This is a genomic window from Dawidia soli (assembly GCF_018598185.1).
GTDB classification, from domain to species: domain Bacteria; phylum Bacteroidota; class Bacteroidia; order Cytophagales; family Cyclobacteriaceae; genus Ohtaekwangia; species Ohtaekwangia soli.
Map to the genome: position 1 here is coordinate 100,968 of NZ_JAHESC010000022.1, position 23,163 is coordinate 124,130.

19 protein-coding genes are annotated in these 23,163 nt (G+C 53.6%); 6 read left to right on the top strand and 13 right to left on the bottom strand.

The window, feature by feature from the left end; all coding sequences use genetic code 11:
* Window positions 1-137 precede the first annotated feature (137 nt).
* From KK078_RS16060 to KK078_RS16075, 4 genes are all read left to right on the top strand, one after another.
* Complete coding sequence (locus KK078_RS16060) at window positions 138-4,124, top strand: ATP-binding protein (protein WP_254091312.1); 3,987 nt, start codon at window positions 138-140, stop codon at window positions 4,122-4,124.
* A gap of 113 nt (window positions 4,125-4,237) precedes the next feature.
* The gene (locus KK078_RS16065) at window positions 4,238-5,620 is read left to right on the top strand and encodes a glycosyltransferase (RefSeq protein ID WP_254091313.1); all 1,383 of its coding nucleotides are present in this window, start codon (window positions 4,238-4,240) and stop codon (window positions 5,618-5,620) included.
* Between the two features lie 545 nt (window positions 5,621-6,165).
* Entirely contained in the window at window positions 6,166-6,954 is a 789-nt protein-coding gene (locus KK078_RS16070; protein ID WP_317195922.1) for an SDR family oxidoreductase, read from the top strand.
* A 106-nt stretch (window positions 6,955-7,060) separates the two neighbouring features.
* A complete protein-coding gene (locus KK078_RS16075) occupies window positions 7,061-8,659 on the top strand; it encodes an alpha-amylase family protein (RefSeq protein ID WP_254091315.1) in 1,599 nt (532 codons plus the stop codon).
* 30 nt (window positions 8,660-8,689) lie between these two features.
* Here the strand turns inward: KK078_RS16075 and KK078_RS16080 are convergent, their stop codons facing one another.
* Both KK078_RS16080 and KK078_RS16085 read right to left on the bottom strand, forming a co-directional pair.
* The gene (locus tag KK078_RS16080) at window positions 8,690-9,013 is read right to left on the bottom strand and encodes a hypothetical protein (protein WP_254091316.1); all 324 of its coding nucleotides are present in this window, start codon (window positions 9,011-9,013) and stop codon (window positions 8,690-8,692) included.
* A 68-nt stretch (window positions 9,014-9,081) separates the two neighbouring features.
* Window positions 9,082-9,462 carry a hypothetical protein gene (locus KK078_RS16085; RefSeq protein WP_254091317.1) on the bottom strand — a complete coding sequence of 127 codons (381 nt, stop codon included), beginning with the start codon at window positions 9,460-9,462 and terminating at the stop codon, window positions 9,082-9,084.
* 140 nt (window positions 9,463-9,602) lie between these two features.
* Between KK078_RS16085 and KK078_RS16090 the strand changes: the two genes are divergently transcribed.
* Window positions 9,603-10,190 (top strand): DUF4142 domain-containing protein, encoded by a 588-nt coding sequence (locus KK078_RS16090; protein WP_254091318.1) that lies wholly within the window; start codon window positions 9,603-9,605, stop codon window positions 10,188-10,190.
* A 12-nt stretch (window positions 10,191-10,202) separates the two neighbouring features.
* Here the strand turns inward: KK078_RS16090 and KK078_RS16095 are convergent, their stop codons facing one another.
* Window positions 10,203-10,967: a DUF2071 domain-containing protein gene (locus KK078_RS16095; protein ID WP_254091319.1), complete on the bottom strand. Its 765-nt coding sequence runs from the start codon at window positions 10,965-10,967 to the stop codon at window positions 10,203-10,205.
* Window positions 10,968-10,970: 3 nt separating this feature from the next.
* A complete protein-coding gene (locus KK078_RS16100) occupies window positions 10,971-11,129 on the bottom strand; it encodes a hypothetical protein (protein ID WP_254091320.1) in 159 nt (52 codons plus the stop codon).
* Window positions 11,130-11,279: 150 nt separating this feature from the next.
* Between KK078_RS16100 and KK078_RS16105 the strand changes: the two genes are divergently transcribed.
* Window positions 11,280-11,861 carry a DUF4142 domain-containing protein gene (locus tag KK078_RS16105; RefSeq protein ID WP_254091321.1) on the top strand — a complete coding sequence of 194 codons (582 nt, stop codon included), beginning with the start codon at window positions 11,280-11,282 and terminating at the stop codon, window positions 11,859-11,861.
* Window positions 11,862-11,951: 90 nt separating this feature from the next.
* Here the strand turns inward: KK078_RS16105 and KK078_RS16110 are convergent, their stop codons facing one another.
* The 9 genes from KK078_RS16110 to rsmI all read right to left on the bottom strand — a co-directional run.
* A complete protein-coding gene (locus KK078_RS16110; RefSeq protein WP_254091322.1) occupies window positions 11,952-13,379 on the bottom strand; it encodes a baeRF7 domain-containing protein in 1,428 nt (475 codons plus the stop codon).
* A 343-nt stretch (window positions 13,380-13,722) separates the two neighbouring features.
* Window positions 13,723-15,594 carry a cytochrome-c peroxidase gene (locus tag KK078_RS16115; RefSeq protein WP_254091323.1) on the bottom strand — a complete coding sequence of 624 codons (1,872 nt, stop codon included), beginning with the start codon at window positions 15,592-15,594 and terminating at the stop codon, window positions 13,723-13,725.
* Window positions 15,595-15,703: 109 nt separating this feature from the next.
* Window positions 15,704-17,200 (bottom strand): collagen-like triple helix repeat-containing protein, encoded by a 1,497-nt coding sequence (locus KK078_RS16120; RefSeq protein ID WP_254091324.1) that lies wholly within the window; start codon window positions 17,198-17,200, stop codon window positions 15,704-15,706.
* Window positions 17,201-17,402: 202 nt separating this feature from the next.
* Window positions 17,403-17,822, bottom strand: coding sequence for a response regulator (locus KK078_RS16125; protein ID WP_254091325.1), 420 nt, complete (start codon window positions 17,820-17,822; stop codon window positions 17,403-17,405).
* A 157-nt stretch (window positions 17,823-17,979) separates the two neighbouring features.
* Entirely contained in the window at window positions 17,980-19,458 is a 1,479-nt protein-coding gene (locus tag KK078_RS16130; RefSeq protein WP_254091326.1) for a sensor histidine kinase, read from the bottom strand.
* An 84-nt stretch (window positions 19,459-19,542) separates the two neighbouring features.
* Window positions 19,543-20,649 (bottom strand): hypothetical protein, encoded by a 1,107-nt coding sequence (locus KK078_RS16135; protein ID WP_254091327.1) that lies wholly within the window; start codon window positions 20,647-20,649, stop codon window positions 19,543-19,545.
* Between the two features lie 502 nt (window positions 20,650-21,151).
* Window positions 21,152-21,319, bottom strand: coding sequence for a hypothetical protein (locus KK078_RS16140; RefSeq protein WP_254091328.1), 168 nt, complete (start codon window positions 21,317-21,319; stop codon window positions 21,152-21,154).
* A gap of 323 nt (window positions 21,320-21,642) precedes the next feature.
* Window positions 21,643-22,440, bottom strand: a complete 798-nt coding sequence (locus KK078_RS16145) for an inositol monophosphatase family protein (protein ID WP_254091329.1) — start codon at window positions 22,438-22,440, stop codon at window positions 21,643-21,645.
* 54 nt (window positions 22,441-22,494) lie between these two features.
* On the bottom strand, window positions 22,495-23,163 hold a 669-nt coding region (rsmI, locus tag KK078_RS16150), incomplete at its 5' end, for a 16S rRNA (cytidine(1402)-2'-O)-methyltransferase (RefSeq protein ID WP_254091330.1).

The following is a 23,163-nucleotide window of genomic DNA, read 5'->3' on the forward strand; positions in this document are numbered from 1 at the left end:
AATTCGGGTTCAACTTTGATCCGTATCGTTACAATTCTATATTCACATAACCGTTAGCCATTACTTCAAAAAAGCAACCCTCCCGCTTGTATTGCTTGGAACAGTTCAGGATAATTTGAAATGAAGTGACTCACTCCATGGAGCCAACGACCTATGATCCCCGTACACTGCATGATCAGTATGCCTTATCCATTATTACACCATCGGAAACTTTTACTTTGCTCGGTCCCTGGCACCTCGACCCCGAGGATGGCCAGCCGCTCAGAGAGGATTTGAACCGGCTGCCCGTAAGCTTCGACTTATTGGTGGCATTGAACGGCACGCACTACCTGGTCCATCCGGAAGATCTTCCGGCATTTCAGGATGTAATGGCTCGCCTGCGCGAGGGTAAAAGCACAGACTATCATTGTCGCATCATTCATTGCTCCGGATATACCCGGATGTTACACGGCTTTGGCACGGTAACCGGCGATACCAAACCGTCCTTGCACACGCCCCGGCGTAAGATGGCGCGCGCGCTCCGTGAAAACCAGGAGCTGCTGGAAACGGTACTACATACCTCGCCCCTTCCGCTTATGACCCTGCGCAGCGTGCGCAACGAGCAAGGTATCATCATCGACTTTGAATATACCATGGGCAACGCCGCCAGCGAGCAGCTGACACACCGTACGCTCCCAGGCAAGCGTATGCTGCAGGAGTTTCCCTACACCCGCGCCATGGGCCTCTTCGACGACTTTGTAAATACAGTGGAAACCGGCCTGCCCCTGGACCGCGAGCATTTCTATAATGCCGAGGGATTCAATAATTGGTACCGGTGGATCGCCGTCCGGCTGCACGATGGCGTATGCGTGACGGTTGAGGATGTTACCTCGCGCCGGCAGTCGCTGCAGCAGAAGCACGAGCTCGAAACCATGGCGGCGGTAGAGATGGCCCGCACGGCGTTCTTTAGCAATGTGAGCCACGAATTCCGCACGCCGCTCACGCTGCTGTTAAATCCGCTGGAAGAAATGCTCGAACAGCCCGGCCGCTTTTCAGCCGCAGATGCCGAGAAGCTGCAGATGGCGCATCGCAACGCACGGCGGCTGCAGAAATTGGTGAACACGCTATTGGACTTGTCGCGCATCGAAGCCGGCCGTGCCGTGGCGGCCTATTGCCCCACCAATCTCTCGCAGTTCACGGCCGATATCGCCGCGACCTTCCGCCCGGCAATGGAGAAAGCCGGGCTGGCCTTTACCATCGATATACCTGCGACGGACATCGCGTATTATATAGACCGCGACATGTGGGAGAAAATCGTGCTCAACCTGTTATCCAATGCCTTTAAGTTCACCTCCCGCGGCTCCGTATCCATCACGCTGCGGTATACCGATGATACCGCGGTACTCGGCGTACACGATACCGGGCCGGGTATTGCGGCCGATCTGATCCCGCAGATCTTCGAACGCTTTGGTCGCATCGAAGGTATGCCCACGCGGATAGAAGAAGGTTCGGGCCTGGGCCTGGCGTTAGTGAAAGAGATGGTCGTATTACACGGTGGCCATATCGAGGTGGATAGCACACCCGGTCAGGGCACGAACTTCTATATAACGATCCCCGCAGGCAAGGACCACCTCCCGCCCTACCGTGTGCAAGAGCGGGAAGATAACGCTCCCAGCTCGTTTGCCGACACCGCCGCCCGGTGGCAACCACCAAGCAGCGAACCGGTCGAGATTCCCAGGGCCGATACGCCCGAGGCCGTCAGGCCCGTCGTCATGCTGGTAGAAGATCATCGCGACATGCGAGCCTACCTGACCGACCTGCTGAAACCCTACTATAATGTACTGCCTGCTGAAAGTGGAACCAGGGCACTGACCCTGTTGCGTGAAGGGGTTATCCCCGACCTGGTGCTGGCCGATGTGATGATGCCGGGGCTGGACGGATTTCAGTTGATGCAGGCCATCCACAACAGCCACGAAGGCAGCCGTATCCCCGTCATTTTACTTTCTGCCCACGCATCGGAGAAGGCGCGGCTGGAAGGGTTGCAGCAAGGCGCCGACGACTACCTCATCAAACCCTTCTCGCCACGCGAGCTGCTGGCACGCGTCAAGACGCGCCTGGAACTGGCGCAGGCACGCACCCGGTCGGAACGACAGCTCAAGACTGTCAACCACCAGCTCGAACAACGCATCCTGGAGCGAAGCCGCGCACTGCAGGAGAGCTACGAGCTGCTGAGCGGTATCTTCGAAGGTGTGCAGGTCAACCTGAGCTTTCAGAAGGCCCTGCGCGACGGCCAGGGCACGGTAAAAGATTTTATCCTCAATATTATCAACCCGGCGTTCCTCCGCGCTACCGGCCTGACCGAGCAGGCCCGCGGCCAGCATTTGTCCGCCCTCTTTCCCGACATTCGCGACCACGAGATCTGGCACCGCATGGAGGAAGTATTATATACCGGCAAACCGCAGCGCTTTGAAACACGGCACAGCTATACCGGCACCGAGCTGTGGCAGGACATTTCCCTCGTTAAGTTTGGCGACGGCGTGATCTCTTCTTCACTGCCTATTAATGAGCGCAAGCGCGCCGAAGCAGCACTGCGTTATCAGAAAGACCTGTACAAAAAAAGCCTCGATGCCATTCCACACCTGGTATGGGTGTATGATCTGAAAACGGGCGTGACGGAGTTTAACGATCAGTGGTATAGCTATACCGGGCTGTCACCCGAGCAATGCGCCGGCTTTGATCATCATACGTCCGATGTATTCCATCCGTCGCAGAGCCTCGAGATCCGCCACAAGTGGTCCGGCCACATCGCCGCGGGCAAGGCCTATTCGGGCGAAATGCTGGTGCGAAACGCCGCAGGCGAATACCGCTGGCACCTCGACATGACCTTGCCCGTAACCAACGAAGACGGCGCCATCGATATGTGGATCGGCACGCTCACCGATGTGCACGAACAGTTCACCAGCGAAAAGAAGCTGAAAGAAAGCAACGACCTGTTGCAAACGGTATTCGACACGTCCATCGCCTGCATCGAAGTACTGGAGTGTGTATACGACCAACGGTATGACATCGTCGACTTCACCTGGAAATACTACAACCGCCGTACAAGTGTCTTCTTGCAGCGGCAGGACCTGTTAGGCAAACGGTTGTTGCAAGAGTACCCGGTGGCGTTAAAGAACGGTTTGTTTAACCGGTATATCAGTGTAGCGCGCACCGGTCGGCCGTTGGAGGTCGAGCTGGCGCCCTTCCCCGGCGCGAACACCTGGCTCCATGTCATGATCTCGAAACTTGACGACGGCGTGGTCGTGATCTATCACGACATCACCGCCCGCAAGCAGGCCGAGCTGCGATTAACGGAAAGCGAGCAGGAGCTGCTGGATCTGAACGCCATGTTACGGCAGAAGAACTATAACCTGGAAATGCTGCATAAAGAGCTCAGCCATTTCGCCTTTGTCGCCAGCCACGACCTGCGTGAACCGTTGCGCAAAATCCACACGTTTGCCGACCTGCTGCTGGAACAAGAACAACACTTATCCGACAAAGGAAAGACCTGGGGCCAGAAGATCATCGGGGCTACCACACGCATGAATGCGTTGATCGATGGTGTTCTGAGCTTTTCACAGACGAGCACCAGCCAGTTCAACCAAAAACGTCTGTGTAACCTGGCGGAGATCTTAGAGGCCAGTTTACAGGATATGGAGGAAAGCATCCGCGCTACGCAAGCTCAGATCGAGTACGACACCCTGCCCTTGCTTTATTGCAATGTCTTGCAGCTCGGCCAGCTGTTCCAAAGCCTGATCGGCAATGCGCTGAAATTCCGTCGACCGGATGCAGTACCACATATTCGCATTTCTGCTAACTTTGTCGAGCCAGACACCGCCATACACCCTGCCGCGAGACCCAACCAGGGATACTTTGCCATACATATTGCCGATGAGGGGATCGGGTTCGACCAGCGTTATGCCGATCAGCTGTTTAAGATCTTCCAGCGCCTACACCAATCACCGGAGTATGATGGCACCGGTATGGGACTAGCCATTTGCCGGAAGATCATGGAAAATCACGACGGTTTTATCACCGCGCGGGGGGTAGAAGGGCAAGGTGCTCTATTCACCTGTTATTTCCCGTATCAAAATGAGCAACTTTAGCCACAGCCAAATGCATTTCAACGGCACGTGGTCTCAGTTTTGATTGGATCTCGTTCGCAGACTTGAAGATATTGTCCAATAATCAACAAAAACACACCAGGAGGCAGAAAAATATGAAGGTGCTGATGTTCGGGTGGGAATTTCCTCCACACATCTCCGGCGGGTTGGGTACCGCGTGCTACGGACTGACCACGTCTTTGAAGAAGGAAAAAACGGATATACTATTCGTTGTGCCAAAAACATTCGGCGACGAGCCTGACAAAGCCATCGAGCTCGTCAGCGCCAGTGAGGTGGACGTGCCGTTGCGCCGCGACCAAAAGCTCATCGTCCAGTCGGCCCGCATCAAAGAGATCGTTAATGTTCGTCACGAAGAAGGCATCACAACGTTTGAGGTACCGTCTACGCTTTCACCCTATGGGGTAACAAAAGCATCCGAACAGGCGCACGGTATCGAACACTGGAGTTATCCGGTATATGAGCCTGGCGTCATGCTTCAGCTCGAGGAAACGGAAGTGACCGTGCCGGGTGCCGAAGAACGCACACGCTACGCGTTTAAGGGTGGCTATGGAGACCAGCTGTTGCAGGAGGTGTCGCGCTATGGCGAAGTGGCCGGCATTATCGGCCAGCGCCAGGACTTCGACGTGATCCACGCGCACGATTGGATGACCATCCCCGCCGGCCTGGCCGCACAGGCCGCCAGTGGCAAACCGCTGATCATACATGTACATGCTACCGAATTTGACCGCGCCGGCGGTACCGGGCATCCGGGGGTACATGCCCTGGAAAAAGAAGGGATGGAGAAGGCCGATCACGTCATTGCCGTGAGCCAGTGGACAAAAGATATCATTGTCGCAAAGTATCACATACCCGCCGATAAGATCTCGGTCGTGCACAACGGCATCATCGAAGAGAAACACGACCGGAGCGGCGTGTGGCACCCTATGCAGGGACAAGTCATTACCTTTTTAGGAAGAATTACGCATCAAAAAGGCCCTCTCTATTTTGTTGAAGCCGCACGTAAAGTGCATCAACATTTTCCGGATGCACACTTTGTGATGGCCGGCTCCGGCGATATGCTGCCGGCCGTTATCGAGCGCGTCGCCAGCCTGCGTATGTCGTCGCACTTTCATTATACCGGATTTCTCAAGAAACAAGAGATCAATAAGGTCCTCGCCTTTACAGACATCTATGTCATGCCCTCGGTATCCGAGCCGTTTGGTATCACCCCGCTGGAAGCCATCCAGGCAGGCGTGCCGGTCATTATTTCGAAACAGTCCGGCGTGGCCGAAGTGCTGGACAGTGCCATCAAAGTAGACTTCTGGGATGTAGACGCACTGGCAAACGCCATGGCCACCATTCTCCGTTACGAAAGCCTGTCCACAACGCTCAAAAAGAACGGCCGGGAGGAAGTGCAGACCATCACCTGGGACAAAACCGCCAAACGCGTAAACGAGATCTATGCTCAGGTATGCCGCGAGCAGGTCGCCGTAGTCTGATTGACAGTAAAATACGAATGAACCCCAAAAATTAGTTTGCGACGCGCGGGCATACTGTCCGCGTGTCGCAATATATAGTCGTGCTGTTATGCCGAGGCTAATAGGGAAGCATTAATGCAGGACTACCAACAACGAGGCCGCCAGGGCCGATATCAGGGTCACAACGCCGATGTGTTTCCACGAAGGCAGGATGGGAGCTTTTATTGCAGTTTTCATAGTAGTATAGTTTTGCGTGTTCCTATCAAAATTCTGTTCCACCACACGGTCGGTTTTCCCCAACGGCCGACTGATGCCGGTAATTTCCGGCGAATGTCCGGCGGCGGGGTTCCAGAGACCTGATTGCCAGCCGGCTTGTAGAGAAATAGCAACTATAATTTTACCCCGTTGGCCGCTGGCAGGCACCCACCAGCATGCGCTGCCGTTGCCGGCGAGTGGTATATTTTTTTCTTAAACGCGTTAAAGCCCTTCTTATTATGCAAAAACAAGGAGAACAAAAACCTTTGCGCGAACCGCAGAGCCAGCCGCGCCCAGGGGATCAATCACGCATGTCGCCAACCCCGAAAACCGAGGGTAGCCAACGCGGCTCGGGCAAGCTGGCAGGGAAAGTGGCCCTGATCACAGGGGGCGACAGTGGCATCGGCCGGGCAGTGGCGATACTTTTTGCCAAAGAAGGCGCCGACGTCGCGATCGCCTATCTCAGCGAGCATGGCGACGCGGAAGAAACCAAGCGTCTGGTAGAAGAGTATGGTGAATGCATCACGATCCCTGGCGACCTGGGCAACGAAAAACACTGCCAGCAGGTCGTACAAGAGACCATGAACCGCTTTAGTAAGCTCGACATCGTCGTAAACAATGCAGCGTTGCATTACGAATGCGAAAAGCTCGAAGACATCTCCGCCGAGCAGCTTGTCAAAACTTTCACCAACAACGTATTCCCATATTTCTGGGTAACGCAGGCCGCCCTGCCGTTCCTCCCCGAGGGCGGCAGCATCATCAACACAACCTCTGTGACGGCCTATCGCGGCAGCGACAAATTAATAGATTATGCTTCCACGAAAGGAGCCATTGTGAGCTTCACCCGCAGCCTGGCCTCGAACGTCGTGAAGCGCAAAATACGCGTAAACGGTGTTGCGCCCGGGCCCATCTGGACACCCCTGATCGCTTCCTCGTTTGATCCCGACAAGGTCGCGCAATTTGGCAGCGACGTGCCCATGGGTCGCGCCGGCGAGCCCGCCGAAGTAGCTCCCTGCTATTTGTTCCTGGCCAGCGAAGACTCCTCCTACATGACCGGCCAGGTGCTCCATCCCAACGGAGGTGAAATTGTCAATGGATAATCGTAGCATACATATGCGTTTTTATTACCGGGCATATGTTGCCTGCATCGCTATATACTTAGCAGGATCAAGCCTACTCTTGTGCGCGCAACCCGCACCCGATTATGTGTGGTATCGCAATGCCGTTGTCTACGCGCTGGACGTTGACACCTTCAAAGACAGCAACGCCGACGGCATCGGCGACTTCCAGGGCCTGATCCAACAACTGGATTATCTGCACGGCCTGGGCATTACTGTTCTGTGGCTGTCGCCCTTTCAACCCACGCCCGACCGCGACGACGGTTACGACATCACAGACTATTATGGGGTGGATCCCCGGCTGGGTACACCCGGCGACTTTGCCGAATTTATGTTTCAGGCCCGGCAGCGGGGCATGCGGGTGATCATGGACCTGGTCATCAACCATACTTCCGACGAGCACCCCTGGTTTCGTTCCGCGCGCCAGGGCAAGCACTCGCCTTACCGGCAATGGTATGTGTGGCGCGACAACCGACCGGCCGATGCCGGCAAAGGCATGGTATTTCCCGGAGTACAAAAAGAAACATGGACATTCGACTCCGTTTCCACCACCTATTATTTCCATCGCTTCTATGACTTCCAGCCTGACCTGAATTATAGTAATCCGCAGGTGGAAGCAGAAAGCAAGCGCATCATCGGCTATTGGCTCAATCAGGGCTTTTCCGGATTCCGCCTCGATGCAGTGCCCTTTATTATCGAGGAGGATGGAAAGAACGTAGACCGACCGGAACATCGGTTCGACCAGCTGGTGGCCATCCGCCGGCATATACAGCTTCACGGACAAGAGGCGATCTTACTGGGCGAAGCCAACGTTGCTCCGGAGGAGAGCAACGACTACTTCGGCAAAGACGGTGTCGGCATGCAGATGATGTTTAACTTCTTTGTGAACCAGCACTTTTTTTACACGCTTGCCACCGGTGAGCTGCAGCCGCTCGTACGGGCCCTGGAGCAGACGCGCGACATCCCCGAGGGTGCACAATGGGCAAACTTTCTGCGTAACCACGACGAGATCGACCTGGGGCGTCTCACTACGCGCCAACGCGAAAAAATTTATGCTGCCATGGGGCCGGACAAGAACATGCAGCTTTACGACCGCGGTATACGCCGCCGCCTGGCACCGATGCTGGGGAATAACCCGCAGCGGCTTGCCATGGCATACAGCCTGCTGTTCGCGCTTCCCGGCACCCCGGTGCTGCGCTATGGCGATGAGATCGGCATGGGTGACGACCTGCGCCTGAAGGAGCGACTCTCGGTACGGACGCCGATGCAATGGACCGACGCCCCGTATGCGGGTTTTAGCACGACCGCCCCTTTCCGCCCGGTGATCGATGCCGGTGAATATGATTATCGCAAAATCAACGTAGCATCACAACGTACCGACCCCGCGTCGTTGTTAACCCTGACGACGAAATTGATCCGGCTACGGAAGGAACATCCCGCGATCGGTCTCGGAAAATGGATCATATCTGACCACAAAGCCGGCGACCTGTTGATCACACAATTCACCGACGAACGTGAAACGATTCTCACAGTTCACAACTTCGCGCCCAACCGAGCATCGGCCGAGTTAGCCTGCCCGGGCCAGGTTCTTACAGACCTCTTTTCAGGAGAGGATATACCGGTTAAAAATGGCAAAGTTCAGTTGACCGTCAAAGAATACGGATATCACTGGTTCCAGGTGCGATAAGATCTATAAAAACGACGCCCGCGATATTTGTTATTCCAGGCACTGCGTCGCATAGAGGGCACGTTTGAGGATCGCCGCATTCTCATAGTCCTCCAGCTCGACAGCCCTTTCAATCGCCATGCGATAGAATTGCTCGTCACTGATCGTATAGGGGATAATCTTCTCGCGAGCGCCAAAGGCCTCAAAGACGACCCCTTGCCGATATAAAAGTTGATTTACATACCGAAGCCCCGGTAACCCTTCTTCTGCACTGGAAAAATTATCAACAGCGTGGATCAATGACTGAATATAGAGATGCACCTCGAGCATGCCGACAGCATCACGGCGCTTGTCGAAGTACAAGTGGATTAGCACGGAACCCTTCGCTATTGCAAAAAACCGCCATATGGCGTTTTTTTTATGACACTTACTTTCCGTTACCCTTAATTTTTAACACTTTCGATTTGTTGGACACACTGGAGATAATATTCGCGCGCCTTCTTTAACACTGCCGCATTCTCATAGTCCTCAAGCTCCAGTGCTTTTTTGATCGCGGTTTCGTAAAACTGTTCATCGGTAATGGTATACCCAATGATCCTCTCCGAGGCGCCATAGGCTTCCAGGATGATATCCTGGTGATACAACAACTGATTGATGTAACGCAACTCCGGCAGGACATCCCGCAGGGCCGCAGGGCCGTCAATGGAATGTACTACCGATTGAATATATACCGGGGCTTTCAGGTTTGTCAGAAGCACCGCCATTTGCTTGATGAATTCGTGTTGACAAGCCCGATCGCTCAGTTGTTGCGCATCATCGTTCATAACAGTAACATTTTGATAACCATAAAAACTATAAAACTATACCCAGCGAAGCTCGATCGGTTGTATGTTCCACCATGGAATACGTTCAACCGCCAGGGCCGGTACACTTTTTTAAATATTGTTTTTAAGACAAAAATATCATGAAAACCTCCTATCTGCCTGTGGTTGCGTTTACCAGCGTATTACTCGCCGGCGCGTGCGTCGAAGACGACAGTAACGTAACCACCATGGACCGCCATTTCGTACGGGAAAGTACCTATACCAGCCGCGCGGCAACATTACTGGGCTCCGTAGCGATGCTCCGCGCCGAGTATGTAGAGATACAAAACTTCGGCGAGAGCATGATAACTGAGTACGAAAATGCCCTGACCGAGCTGGAGGCCGTGGCCGACGAGGTCGATGTCGTGCCTCCCGATGGTTATGCAGAGGACTTCGAAGCAGCCAAAGACCGGTTGAACGGGCTGGGAGGATACGAGTTCGACACAGCCTACATTCACCACCAGGTAAAAATACACCGGGAAGCCGCCGCGCTGTTCGAGCGGGAGATCGCCGAAGGGAACGATGTAAAAATACGCGATTATGCGGTGAAGTATCTCGCCCGGGTTCGTAAGAATCTGCACCGCGCCGACAGCTTATCCATTGTCATGCAATCCGATCCCGTAGGATCTCTTGAGCCCATAACAAACAACGGCAGAAGACGCCACGCTGTGATTGCACAAAACGACTAACGACCTAACAGATTAAAGGCGCTGCCGCATGCGGATGGCGATATCAGATCCCTCTGCCAGGTAAACCGAGCTTGGCTTTGCATGGTTGAGAAATTCGAATTGCCTGCCAAAAAGGGCATTGAAATCCACATTAATTTTATACTTTTCTACCGGGTACATGTCCCATACCGGGTGTTCAACACGGTATTGCCACGGCGTGGAGGTGTCACGCCCGGTATAACCAAAGGGCTGCATCATCAGGAAATGCTCTTCGGTTCCGGACACGACGCGTACCGGTCGGTTGCCGGCTTTCACTTTCATGAAATATTCGTAGCCGTCCTGCCGCCAGGTGTAGCGGATGCGCTGCTGCGGCTTGCTGTCGTGGATATTCCAGGAGCGCTCGATGGGCATTACACGATAATGCTCTTTGTAAAAAATGTTAGCGCCCCATGCCAATAAGGGTTTTCCCGTGATCTCCCGAATAAAAACAACACCCCTGCGATCCTGCCCGGCGCCTTCCGGTTTTACGTAACAGCGGAAGTTGATCTCCGTCACCTCCTGGTGAAAGGGTACACGTATACCCCGGATCTTTACATGATCGAACGTAAAGCCGGCAAGCGTGACATAACAGTTGCCGTTCCACACGTTGAGCGAAGTCTTTGGCGGCAGATAGGGCAGCAGTAGCGCCGGGTCGACCACATAGTTGGCCATAATGAGCTTTCGCCACTCGCCGGTAATGACGATGGGCGCAACCGACACCTCTTTTTTGATGTGGGGCAATAAAATGGTCTGCGCCATGGCCTATGGCTTTGATGTTTTCGGATCGATCGTTACGCCGGTTCTTTTTTTCCGCTCCAGTTCTTCGTCGCGTTGGTTTTTCGGCGCTGCTTTCGGATCTGCCTCGACCTTATCCTTTGCCACCGGGTTGATGGGCGCTGTGTGTTTTGTTGTTGACTTCATAAGCGTAAACATTAGTTATACTACAGGGTAAAAAACGGTGCCGTCTCCCTTCGTCGCAAGTACCGTCCAAGCACCTGTCGGTGCAGGCACAATATTTTCATTGCTCCTCACATTCATTACACTTTAACATTCACTAAATAACAACCCGCTATGAAAAAAAATATGTATCTGGCTGCAACGTGTATGCTGGTCACCTCGCTGATGTTTTCCTGTGGAAAGAAGGCTGAAACCGAGACCGACAGCAAAGAAATTGCCGAAGAGCAAAACGAAGCAAAGCACGAAGACTCTAACATCGAAAAAGACACCGAGTTTGCGATGGAGGCAGCAGATGCCGGCTTACTGGAAGTACGCCTGGGTGAGCTGGCTCAGACGAATGCCGCTTCTCAACAAGTAAAGGAATTCGGCCAAATGATGGTAACCGATCACAGTAAAGCCAACGATGAGCTGAAGTCCCTGGCGGCCCAAAAGAACATCAGTCTGCCGGGCGCACTCAGTGAGAAATGCCAGAAGAAATATGACGAGCTGGCCGAGAAAAAAGGCGCTGACTTCGACAAAGCTTTTATGAAATCGATGGTCGACGATCACGAAGAAGTGGTGAAGGCCTTTAAGAAGGAAGCCGAGGAAGGTAACGACGCCGATATCAAATCGTGGGCATCCGGCAAGGTTGCGGCATTGGAGCACCACCTCGCCTCCGCGAAAACAACCCGCGATGCGGTGGAAAACAATAAATAATACCTTTATGAAATAATCCCTTTATAGCACCCGGCATAAAAAAGCCCCTGTATCTCTATACAGGGGCTTTTATGTATATGACTATCACTTCTAGTAGCGCATGATCGCCGCCAGGGAGGCGTCTACCGGCATGGAGGAAGGCTCGAGCTCGTGTACTTCTCCGCCGTTCTGAATCGTTTTGACGATCGCCTTTTCATAGAGCGACTCGTCGCCCTCCTGACGCGCTTCGTGCACGCGGAGCTCGTTAGACTGTACGTCGAATGTGCCCCACAGCTGATCGCCCTTGCGCACCAGCAGCGTGGATACCCTGCCGTAATATGCCGCCGGAATGATATCGGCGACGACCGAGGTGCTCAACGATGTGGCCGACTTGTTACCATACTCTTCACAAGCCCGCTCGGCGCGTTCTCTGAAATAAGGCTGCATCACTTCACGTGCCATGTTGTACAGCGTGTTCGTGTCGGTATACTCAAAGTTGCCGGTCAGCGACTCCGGCCACACATTCTTGTATTGCGTGCACTGGCGGAAAATAGACGTGAGGTATTCGACCCCCGCCAGCAGGACCGGACAGTTTTCCCGTCCGAGCACTTCCTTCCAGAGGGTCTCGTCTACCTCGTCCAGGTATATACTGATGTTCTTTTTATCATCAGGAACACCGGCGCCCATACCGTGATAGTTTGCACCTTTACCCGCGCCGCTGCTGCCCGTACGGAACAGGTTCTTGTCGTCCTTTTCCTCGAAGTGTATGACATCGTCCATTCCGTTCGGCATTTCCGGTATATCCAGGACCTCCATGCCGAAGGCGTCGGCTTTGAATACCTGCGCCTGCTTTTTCGATAACATCACCAGGTAAAAGCGTTCTTTCGAAAGGATCAACGGTGTCAGCGGCGCCATGTAAAACGTCGCGTTTACATGCACATCTTGCGCAGGTGTAAAGGGCAGGCGACAGTATTGCGCAAAGCCGTCTGCCAGAAAAACGGCAAGGCCGCGGGACTGATCACGCCAGAATACATCGTCCTTGAGCAGCTGCTGTGCCGGCTTCAGGATGCGCTGGATCTCCTCCGCCCCTACGTTCTGTTCTTTCAATTCAGCGGAAACCTTTTGCAAGGCGTTTTTAAACACGATCGTATCCACCTGTTCGTTCACCTCTACTCCCGACGGGTGCGTAGGAATAAAGACACTGATGCAATGCTGATATTGCCGGTTCGCGAGCGTATTGAAATCTTCGCCCGTTCGGATTTGTACCTCTTCCATACGGGCGGCCTGTACGCCGGGTTGGGGTTGTTGCGCACCGGAATTGGGTGGTGGCACATCGTTCTTCTGCGTACGGATCTCCCGTTTGTTCACATTTCGATTCGGATGCCGGATAATGGCGTTACTCAGCAGCTTATCATCATTCTCGGCATATGCTACAACGTCTTCGATCATTTCGCTGCTCGCGACGTCGTGTCCATTGCCGGACGGACGTCCTTTCGGAGGATGATAGCTCCCCTCCCGGTCTTTTCCTGTCTTAGCCATAATCTGTAATATTTAAGTTCTTGATCTTTAAGGCGTCGGCGAAAAAACTATACCCATGCCCCACCAAAAACGATGTATGTAGCATGATGGCGACGCCTGGGCCGCTTCGACCTGTAGCAATAATTCTACGGCAGCATCCGTTCGTACAGCAAGTCCCGTGAATGCGGCATACTCACCTACCCCAGGAATGGGGACGAAGACGAGCATCATGCCCGGCACCGGACACATCGTCGCTGTCTCAACCTAAACTTAATGAAGCGTCCGTACCGCGCATATTTTGCGGCATGATGTGCCCGGTCCGGCATGATGGCTGGATATAATGTCAACTTGCGCGCCCCGATCCCTAATATTCGCCGCCTACTTTTCGTGCGTTGAGCGCCGCATCCGGGAACGCCGGCAGGTAGCGCGGGGGTGTCGTCAGACCGGCCGTGTCGGTCAGGCTGTGGATAAAGGCGATGATGTTCTTTTGCTCTTGCGTCGTGAGTTCGAGCTTGTCCGGGGGCAGGGTCTGGTTGGGCAGCACGATGCCGATGCCCGCACCACCGCCACGGTTGTAGAAGTCGACCACTTGCTCCAATGATGTATATACACCGTTGTGCATATACGGCCCGGTAAGGCCTGCATTGCGGACCGTTGGCGTCTTAAACGCGTGTTTGTTCAGCTCGTCGTGATAGGTATTGAACTTGCCCAGGTCGGCATCTGCTGTCGCATGGGCCGTGTCGGGTTTCGCCGGTATGCCCAGCACCTCCGATTCTGATTTCATGTACAACGCGGGGACCGTGCCGTTAAACAGCGGCATGAAGTGACACGTAGCGCACTTGGCTTTGCCCATAAAGACGTTGAAACCGGCAACAGCTTCCGGCGTCATGGCCGTCTTCTCGCCGCGCATGTAACGGTCAAAGCCCGAGTTCATGGAGGATAAGGAGCGAATGTAAGCCGCCAGGGCCAGTTGCACCGTGCGGCGGGTAACCGTCTTGTTGTAAGCCTTTTTGAAAAGCTCCTGGTATTCCGGGCTGCGGGAGATCTTGGTGACAGCCTCGTCGATGTGGCCGTGCATTTCGGTAACATTCGCCATCACGTCAGCCGCCTGATCTTCCAAAAACATCGTGCGCGAATCATAGAACAGCATGCGCTGATACAAAGCGTTGATCAGTGTCGGTGCATTGCGGCTCACCTCGCCTTTGCCTTCAAAGGCCAGGCTTTTGGCGCGACCATCCGTAAAAGCACGGTCCGGCTGGTGGCAGGATGCGCAAGAGCGTTTGTTGTTGCCGGAAAGGATCGGGTCAAAGAATAACATCTTGCCTAGCTGCGCCGCTTCCGGCTGTGGCGTGCGATTGTCGGGGTTGGAAAAATAATCGGTCATAAAAATACCCTTCTCAAAGAAATTGTCTTTGCTCATGTCTACCGCCGAGACCAGCGGGCGGTTGGCAATGCCCAACGTCTGCTGGTAGGCATACAGTGATTTCGACAAGGGTGTCATGATGTCGGCAAAGAAGGTGGCACGGTCGAAGTCGTTGAAGCTTACGCCTTGCTGTAAAAAGGCATAGGCCTTTGCAAGATTCACCTTTACTGCGGTAGCCGGTGCCCGTCGCTCAAAAATGCTTACAATATCGTCGATACCCCGCAGCGCCGCGACAGCTTCCGGCAGTGAACGAAAGGCTATCGGCGAGTCGAAGCCGCTGACCCCCAATGCCATGATGCGTAATACCTCCAGGCGCATGGCCTGAAAAATATGCTCATCGGTCATTTGATTGTTCGAGATCAACTGGCGCAGCCTGCCGATCATGCCGGCCAAGAACCTCGTCTCGGCTACGAGCTCAGTTTGGGCACTGGTGTCGACGACGGGATACATATATTCTTCGATCACCTGAAACCCCGTGGCATAGGTCACTTTACCTCCTTCGTGCGGTTCCTGCTCGTCAATGGCCGGTCCGTTGACGGCATCGGCAAAGACGGGAAAATACAATTCGATCAACGGTTCGATGTTTTTATATCGATCGCGCGCCCGCTCGAACGACTGCTGCAGGTCCCGTTCGGGGGCATGTGCTTCCACGCGCTGTAACAGTAGTTGGAATTCCTGATCAAGCGTATCGGTTTTTAACTGGAGATAGGTTTGAACGGCTTGCACCGGATCTGTTTCTCTTTCGGCCGGTTGACAGGCCGCCAGCATACCGGCAAAAAACACGAGGCCATAAAACACGTGGCACAAAGACATAGACTTCATCGTAAAGCAAGGACTGGGTGAGGAACTTTTGCAAAAAAACAAAAAGCTGCCCCGATGCAATAACCGGGGCAGCAGATCCTTAAATCTTATAACTATTTTATTAGCGCGGCAGACCTTTGATCACAGCGATCATGCTACCCTGGTCTTCGTTCGGACGTCCGGTACCGCCGTCAGGGTTCTTGAAGGCGGGCAATCTCCAGGTGTGCATTTGAATGCACAGCAGGAAAGTATTTTCTACACCGATGATGTCGGAGATATCGATCATTGAACCATACTCCCAGCTTCCTTTCGCGGAATTTGTGCTCAGGAACTTGGCGCCGAGGGTAGCATCGTTACGGAAGTGGTTCAGCTCGAACACAGGCTTGACCTCTTTGGTAGCGATGTTGTATTGGTATACGTACGCGTCGTGGGTCTCGGTGCCGTAGCCGTTCGGATCTTCCTGAATGTACACATAGTTCTCGGTCACCATGATGTTATCGACATCCTGGTAGTCTTTTGCTTTGCCGGCGCGGTCATCACCGTCGAGGATCAGCTCCAGTGTGCCTTCCAGCGGGTTATTTTCGTTCAGCACAATGCGGTACGTGCGGCCGTACTGTGAACGGTCTGCCGTGTTGGCACTGTTACCGGTTACGTTGAAGTATACTTCGCGGCCTACACCGTCTTTGCGGTAGTCAAGGTCTTCTACCCGGTTGAAGGCGATGCTTTTCAGCTCGGTAGATTTCGCATTGATCTCACCACCCGTCAGGGTGGTCTGACCGGTGATCTCCACGAACTCGATGTCCACCACGTCTTCTTCCTCCATGTCCTTCTCCCGTGTTACCAGGTCTTTGCGACGCAGTACATACAGCTTACCGCCGGCCAGATCGCCTACGGTGTTCGATACGTACATCGCCACCTGGCCACCATCGATGCTGGAGTCGTCATCACCGATCATGACCACGGTCTTGCCCGGATAGGCTGTTTTCGGCAAGGGCAAGGCTTGCTCGGCGTTCCAGCGACCGAAGGCCTGCAGCTCGCGCGTTTGCGATGCCTGTGCGCCTTGTACGAACGGGTTCAGGGCATGCGTGCGTGACTCTACGCTGGACTCACCGCAGGTGAGGTACAGCGGACCGAAGCCGTGTTCGGCAGGCGTAGCCAGTGTAGCGGAACAAAGTCTCCACTTGCCGCCGTCTGAGTTCAGGATATATTCACCGGATACCGGACGAAATGTTTCGTCCAGGAAAATGCGGGATACAGAAAAGTTGTCTTCGTGGTTTACCAGCAGGCTGTAGCCGTTGTTCAGCTTCAAAAGGCCTGAGCCGTCGGCCGAGCCACCAAAGGTAAAGCCGCTGATAAGGTCTTCGCTGCTGATGAGAGGATACACTTCGACGTTTTCGAAACCTGCTTTTTTGATCAACACTTCGGGTGTTGTGATAGAATGTGCCTTCAGCTCGACAGCGCTGGGGTAATCTTCCCCCTGGTCGCCTTTGTCACCCTTATCACCTTGATCACCTTTGTCGCCCTTTGCGCCTGGATCGCCCTCCGGTCCCTCGCAAGAGGCCAGGGCCATGGTAGCTGCCAGTGCCAGGCATGCTATCCGTGTAAATACTTTCTTCATGTGTCTGTATATGGGTTTTGAATTTATGTGTCCAAGGTACAGGCACAGGAAAAAACAGGTATAAAGCCCGAATTACGGCATTGTGAATATTCTACAGGGTTGCAGGCAGGATGTTACTGTATCGCAAAACAATCGTTACCGAATTGTGATCTTCAAAAATGATTCTAAATAATATCGTAACGCCGGGCGCTGCTGGGGTGATTTATCCCCGCATGTTCATCAGATCGATCATCAGGTTGAAGGCATCGTTCGACACGGGGTTGTTCAGCTTTAACGGCTTGACAATGTACCCCGCCACGCCCAGGTCCTTGGCGGCCAGGCGGTCTTCTTTTTCCCCCGACGTCGTGAGCACAAATACCCGCAGGTCTTTCCACTCCTCACGGCGGCGTAGCGCCTCCAGGAACTCGAAGCCATTCATCTTGGGCATGTTGATATCGAGGATAATAAAATCGGGAAGCTCCGTACCGGCATCCGTCTTTTCGGAAAGTAAACGCAACGCATCTTCACCGTTCCGGGCCACGTCCATCTTATACAAAATGGCCATCTTATCAAGTGTACGGCCGACGTCGATCACGTCGAGGTTGTCGTCTTCTACCAGTAGGATTTGAATTACTTTCAGCATGCCAATCTCAAGCGTACAGGTTCATTCCAAAGGGTTAAAATTACCAAATAAATCGGTAACCATCACCCCAAAATGCAGGCTCGGGTTTGTGGTCCTGAAAAAAACGGGCACACGTGCCGCCTCGGGTGATTGTTATTTGATAAGCGGTCGCAATAGCCTATTCGTTTACCGGCCAGGTAAAAATAAAGATCGAGCCCTGCCCCGGTTCCGATTGCACACGGATCGACAGCTTACGGTCGTCCAGGATCTTTTTTACGATCGACAGGCCAATGCCGGTGCTTTCAAAGGAATCGCGTTCTTCCAGGGTTTGAAAGATGGTAAAGATCTTCCGGTGGTATTCCTGCGCAATGCCGGGACCGTTGTCTTCCACGTAAAATTCGTATACCGGACCCAGGTGTTTAAAATAGATCTTTACATAACCATCGGGCTTGTCGTGATATTTGTAAGCGTTTGTGATCAGGTTTGTGAATACCTGCAGCAACGGCAACTTTTCGGTATGCAGCACGGGCAATGCCGATTGTACGTCGAGCTGAATGCCTGTGTGCGGCGGAAGGCTCTCGCGCACTTCTTCAATGAGCTGGTTCACATCGACCTTCTCGCGCTGTTGCAGCTCGCGGCCTACACGCGAATAGGAAAGAATGCCGTTCAATAAATTCTCTGCACGCTGGATACGGCCTTTGATCAGGCCGAGGTATTCGCTCACCTTCGGCGAAAGTTCAGCGGTATGATCTTCCTCGATCCAGGTCACTACATTGTCGATACCGCGCAGCGGCGCTTTGAGGTCGTGCGACACGATGTAGGCAAACTGATCGAGCTCATCGTTCTTGCGTTTCAGCAGCGAGATGTTTTCCGACAATACGCCGGCCATGTGGTTCAACGCGCGCGCCAGACTGCTGAGCTCATCCTTACCCTTGGCCCGCATGGAGACCTTGTAATGCCCTTGCGTAATGCTCTCCGCCATCCGCACCATCTTCACCACGCCCGACGATATATAGTTGGCCAGAAAGACGGCTATACCGATGCCGGCTATGATGGAGAGGACCGTGAGAAAGAACGAGATCCGCTTGGTGTTCTGTATCGACTTCGTTAATCCTGCCCGCTGCTCTTCGCGCGAGGCATATTCGTAGTTACTGAACTCGCGGAACTTATTTTGCAGCGACCGGTTAATGGTTTTCTCGACCCCCGTCACCATCTTGCTGCGGTATAGCTTGTTAAAAGCAGCCATGCTGCTGTCCGAGTCATTGGCAAACCGTCGCGCCTCGATGAGCGGTTTGCCAAATTCCAGCAACCAATGCGTATTCAGCGCCACGATCTCGCGCAGCATTTGCCCTTGCGCGGAACTATCGGGTATAAGATCCGAAAGCTCATGCAGGATCTCGTCGTTCTCGTGCATCGCCGAGTCGTACGCCTGGATAAAAAATTGTTCATTCGTAAGCAGATACCCACGCAAGCCGCTCACCATATTCAGCACATTCCGCTGAAAGCGGTTGCTGTGCTTTAAGATCGTGCTGGACCGCGTCAGCGCCTCGCCGTTCTCATTGATCCGCTCCGACTGCCGGTAGTTGATGAACGTCGTGGTCACAAACAGCAGCAGAATGATGAAAAACCCGGCCAAAATGGTATACGATATCTTCATACCATTAAGATTACGTCAATCCATCAAAAGAGACAAGCTATTCCGTGACAAATGGAATTGTGTGCGAGATAATCGCCGGGCGTGTTACGTCCCCATCTTATCGGGGTGCCTGGCCTGGTGCGCATCTTCAGACGCGCGTGTATCGCCCCGTGTGTCGCCATAAGCCAGCGACGATGACACTTCTTCTATTCCAACTTTCTCAGAACCTTCTACAGGGCTTTCTATTTCTACCGGTGGTGCGACCGGCGACGCTGTCTTCGCTTCAGCCCGCGGCTTTACCTCAACGGCCTGATCAGACGCCGTGGCGCTCCAGCCATACGTACACGCCCTGACAGCGCGCACTACCTCTGCCGGCTGCTTCGCTTCGGCCACGGCTCCCACCGTCCGCCCCGCAATCCCAACGACCTTCGCGGTGCCCGCGCGTTTCACCTCCTGCACCTCGTTGTCTTCCATCGGCGATCCATAGCGCACGCCCACCGTCAGCATCAGGCTATAGCCCTCGTCCGCGGGCGCCTGGTCTTTGAGCGCTATCTCCAGCGCAGTAGCCGGCGATCCTTTCAACGCCGGATACCACGGCGAAGATATACTTTCCGGCGCGAACATTTTTGTATACCACACCGGTGGTTTATAGACACCTTCGCGTGCATCGAACGTAAAGTCAGGCACAACACCCAGGCTCACTTCAATGCGGAACCGCGCATGCCTGTTATTGGGGTGAAAGTTGATATCCCGCAGCAACGTCGGTATATTTACGCGGGCCGACAATGTTTCGCGGCTTAACGTATAGGTTACCGGCGTGCGGATCACCGAGTCGAACGTGGTATATTTATTCAGCGAGAAACCTTCGAGCAGACCCGGGTATTTCGACAACGTGATCGACCGGCGACCGAGCTCACCGGCGTCATCCAGTTTCTGCACGGTTTTCAGCGCCTTGTTAATAAAACCACTGAAGTTATAGTCGGCCAGCGTGCGCACGGGGTGCATCATGAGCCGCACCTCCTTGCCCATCTTCGAGCACCCGCCGAATTCGCTCATATAAAGCCGCGGCACTTTAAAGGTGGGCGAATTTTTGACATATTCCTTCGAAGGCCCGCCCTTCTGCCGTACAACGGTCTTATCGACGCCACGCATGGTATAAAAGCTGAAATTACCGAGGCTGCCGCTCATTTTAAGATCTTCCAAAAATGCCATACTTCAATTGGGGTTAATGAACTGTTTGGTTTTTAAACCCGCCGCGAGAGGAGCAACGGTTCCTGTACCCAATATAGCGAGTGTCCGCTAAAAGACTATCAATTGTACATCTATACTTTTTCGATTTTTATTTGAAACAGCCGATGCCCCGGATGTATAAAGATCCTGAGTATGAGTGGGGTATAAATGGTTGAAAATTACTTTATCAGTAGGATATCCTCTCTGTTAAACGCCACGATGCGGACAGTTCGATGACTTATGACATAAAATGATAAGGTGCTGTGCACTGCGTGTGGATAGATTGTTTACAACCTGGGTATACCGTTGAGGATTGGGGAAATCTTTTGGCGTTTATATTTCGACTATATTCCAACGTACAACGCTTTTGATACCGAAGCGCCCGGGTTCTGACGGCTTGCACGGGAATACACATCAAAGAAAAAGCCGCCCCAAAAAACAGGAGCGGCTTTCTACTCAGGCAGGAACGAAGCCGTGGCGACGGTTAGTCAACCATCCGCTGGGCCTCTTTAAGCAGGGTAACGATAAACTCTACTTCGGCGCGAAACTGCTCGGTCGATTTTGCCGGGTCTTCCTTGGCGAGCTCTTTGGCCGTAGCTTCGATGTGTTTAAGCTGCTCCTTCAACTGCTGAGAATACAATAACTGTCCCATAATCATATGTCTCTATGTCTTTTTGTTTATCGGATGTTCAGGCATATACGGAAAACCTTATGTACTTGGATTTCAGTATACTTTATGAAGCCTGTACTATATGCCAACCCCCGGCACAAAAAACGATGGCTTTTTTGCCAAAGGGGTGTGTTGTAAGATTCAGGAAACCAAATATTCTTTGGCGCGGAAAATAACAGAAGAAACGCCGCAGCCGTCTGCGAAAGTCCTTTAAAAAGAATGGATGGCTTGGTTTTCAAGTCCCTTGCAGATTCACGCAAAATGCATGAAATCAAAAGTACGTAAGGATATTCAGGGATTTTCTCTTATTTCCAGCGGCGCTGGATCACCCCGAGCATTTCGTCGTGGATCCGGCCATTGGCGGCACACATCTCCCGGCCAAACACAAAATTGTTGCCCCCTGAAAAATCTGATACACGCCCGCCGGCCTGCTGCACGATAAAGGCGCCGGCCACGACGTCCCACGGGTTGAGGTTGTATTCAAAGAAGCCTTCGATCCGGCCGCACGCTACATATGCCAGGTCGATCGCGGCACTGCCGAGCCGGCGGATGCCATGCGACTTTTCGAGGAAGTCGCGGATGATATCGAGGTAGGCGTCTTTCTTCTCTGAGTGGTAATAGGGAAAGCCCGTCGCCAGCAGGCTGTCGCTCAGCGCCGGGGCTTGCGATACTTCGATGATCTTGTCGTTGCAATAGGCGGGGCCGCCTTCGATGGCGTGGAAACACTCTTTGCGGACGACGTGGTATACATCGCCGAGGATGGTGGTGTTGCCGCGGGTCAGGCCAATGCTGATCGCATAGATGGGGAGACCGTGCAGGAAGTTGGTGGTGCCGTCCAGCGGATCGATGATCCAGTTATATTCGTGCTGCTGCGACTGCTGTACGGTTCCTTCTTCGGTGATGAAGCCTGCCTGGGGCAATAGTTTTTGCAACGTAGCGACCAGCTTGCGCTCGGCCTCTTTGTCGACATACGACACGAGGTTGTTGAAGCTGTCCTTTTGCTCGACCCGGTTCAGGTCGAAGTTCTCGCTCTCGTGTTGAATAAACGCTCCTACTTCCTGACAAAGCTCTCTGACGTTCCGTTGAATTCCTGCTATATCCATCGCCTCCGTTATAAAATGATCGAGGTGAAGATAAGGATTATTTGCATGCCTGCATCAATCCGGCAGGCCTTCTACGACGATAACGATCTCGCCCTTGGGCTCTTTGGCCTGAAAGTGCGCCACTACGTCGGGCAGCGTACCGTTGACGGTCTCTTCAAACATCTTGGTCAGCTCGCGCGATACGGAGGCGCGGCGCTCCGGCCCGAAATACTCCACGAATTGCTCCAGCGTCTTGACCAACCGGTAGGGCGATTCGTAAAAGATCATGGTGCGCTCTTCTGTCGCGAGCTTCTTCAACAACGTCTGGCGGCCTTTTTTGTGCGGCAGGAAGCCTTCGAACACAAAGCGGTCCGACGGCAGACCCGATTTGACCAGCGCCGGTACAAAGGCCGTTGGGCCCGGCAGGCATTCGATCTTCAGGCCGGCCTGCAACGCAGCGCGTACCAGCAGAAAGCCGGGATCGGAAATACCGGGTGTGCCGGCGTCCGACACGAGTGCCATCACCTCTCCTTTTTCCATGCGCTGCACCAACGTGCTCAGTACCTTGTGCTCGTTGAAGTTGTGAAAGCTCTGCAACGGGCGGGCAATGGCATAATGCTTGAGTAAGAAGCCCGACGTGCGGGTGTCTTCCGCCAGGATCAGGTCGACGGTCTTGAGCACTTCGAGTGCGCGCAACGTGATGTCGGCCAGGTTGCCGATGGGCGTGGGTACAAGGTATAGTAC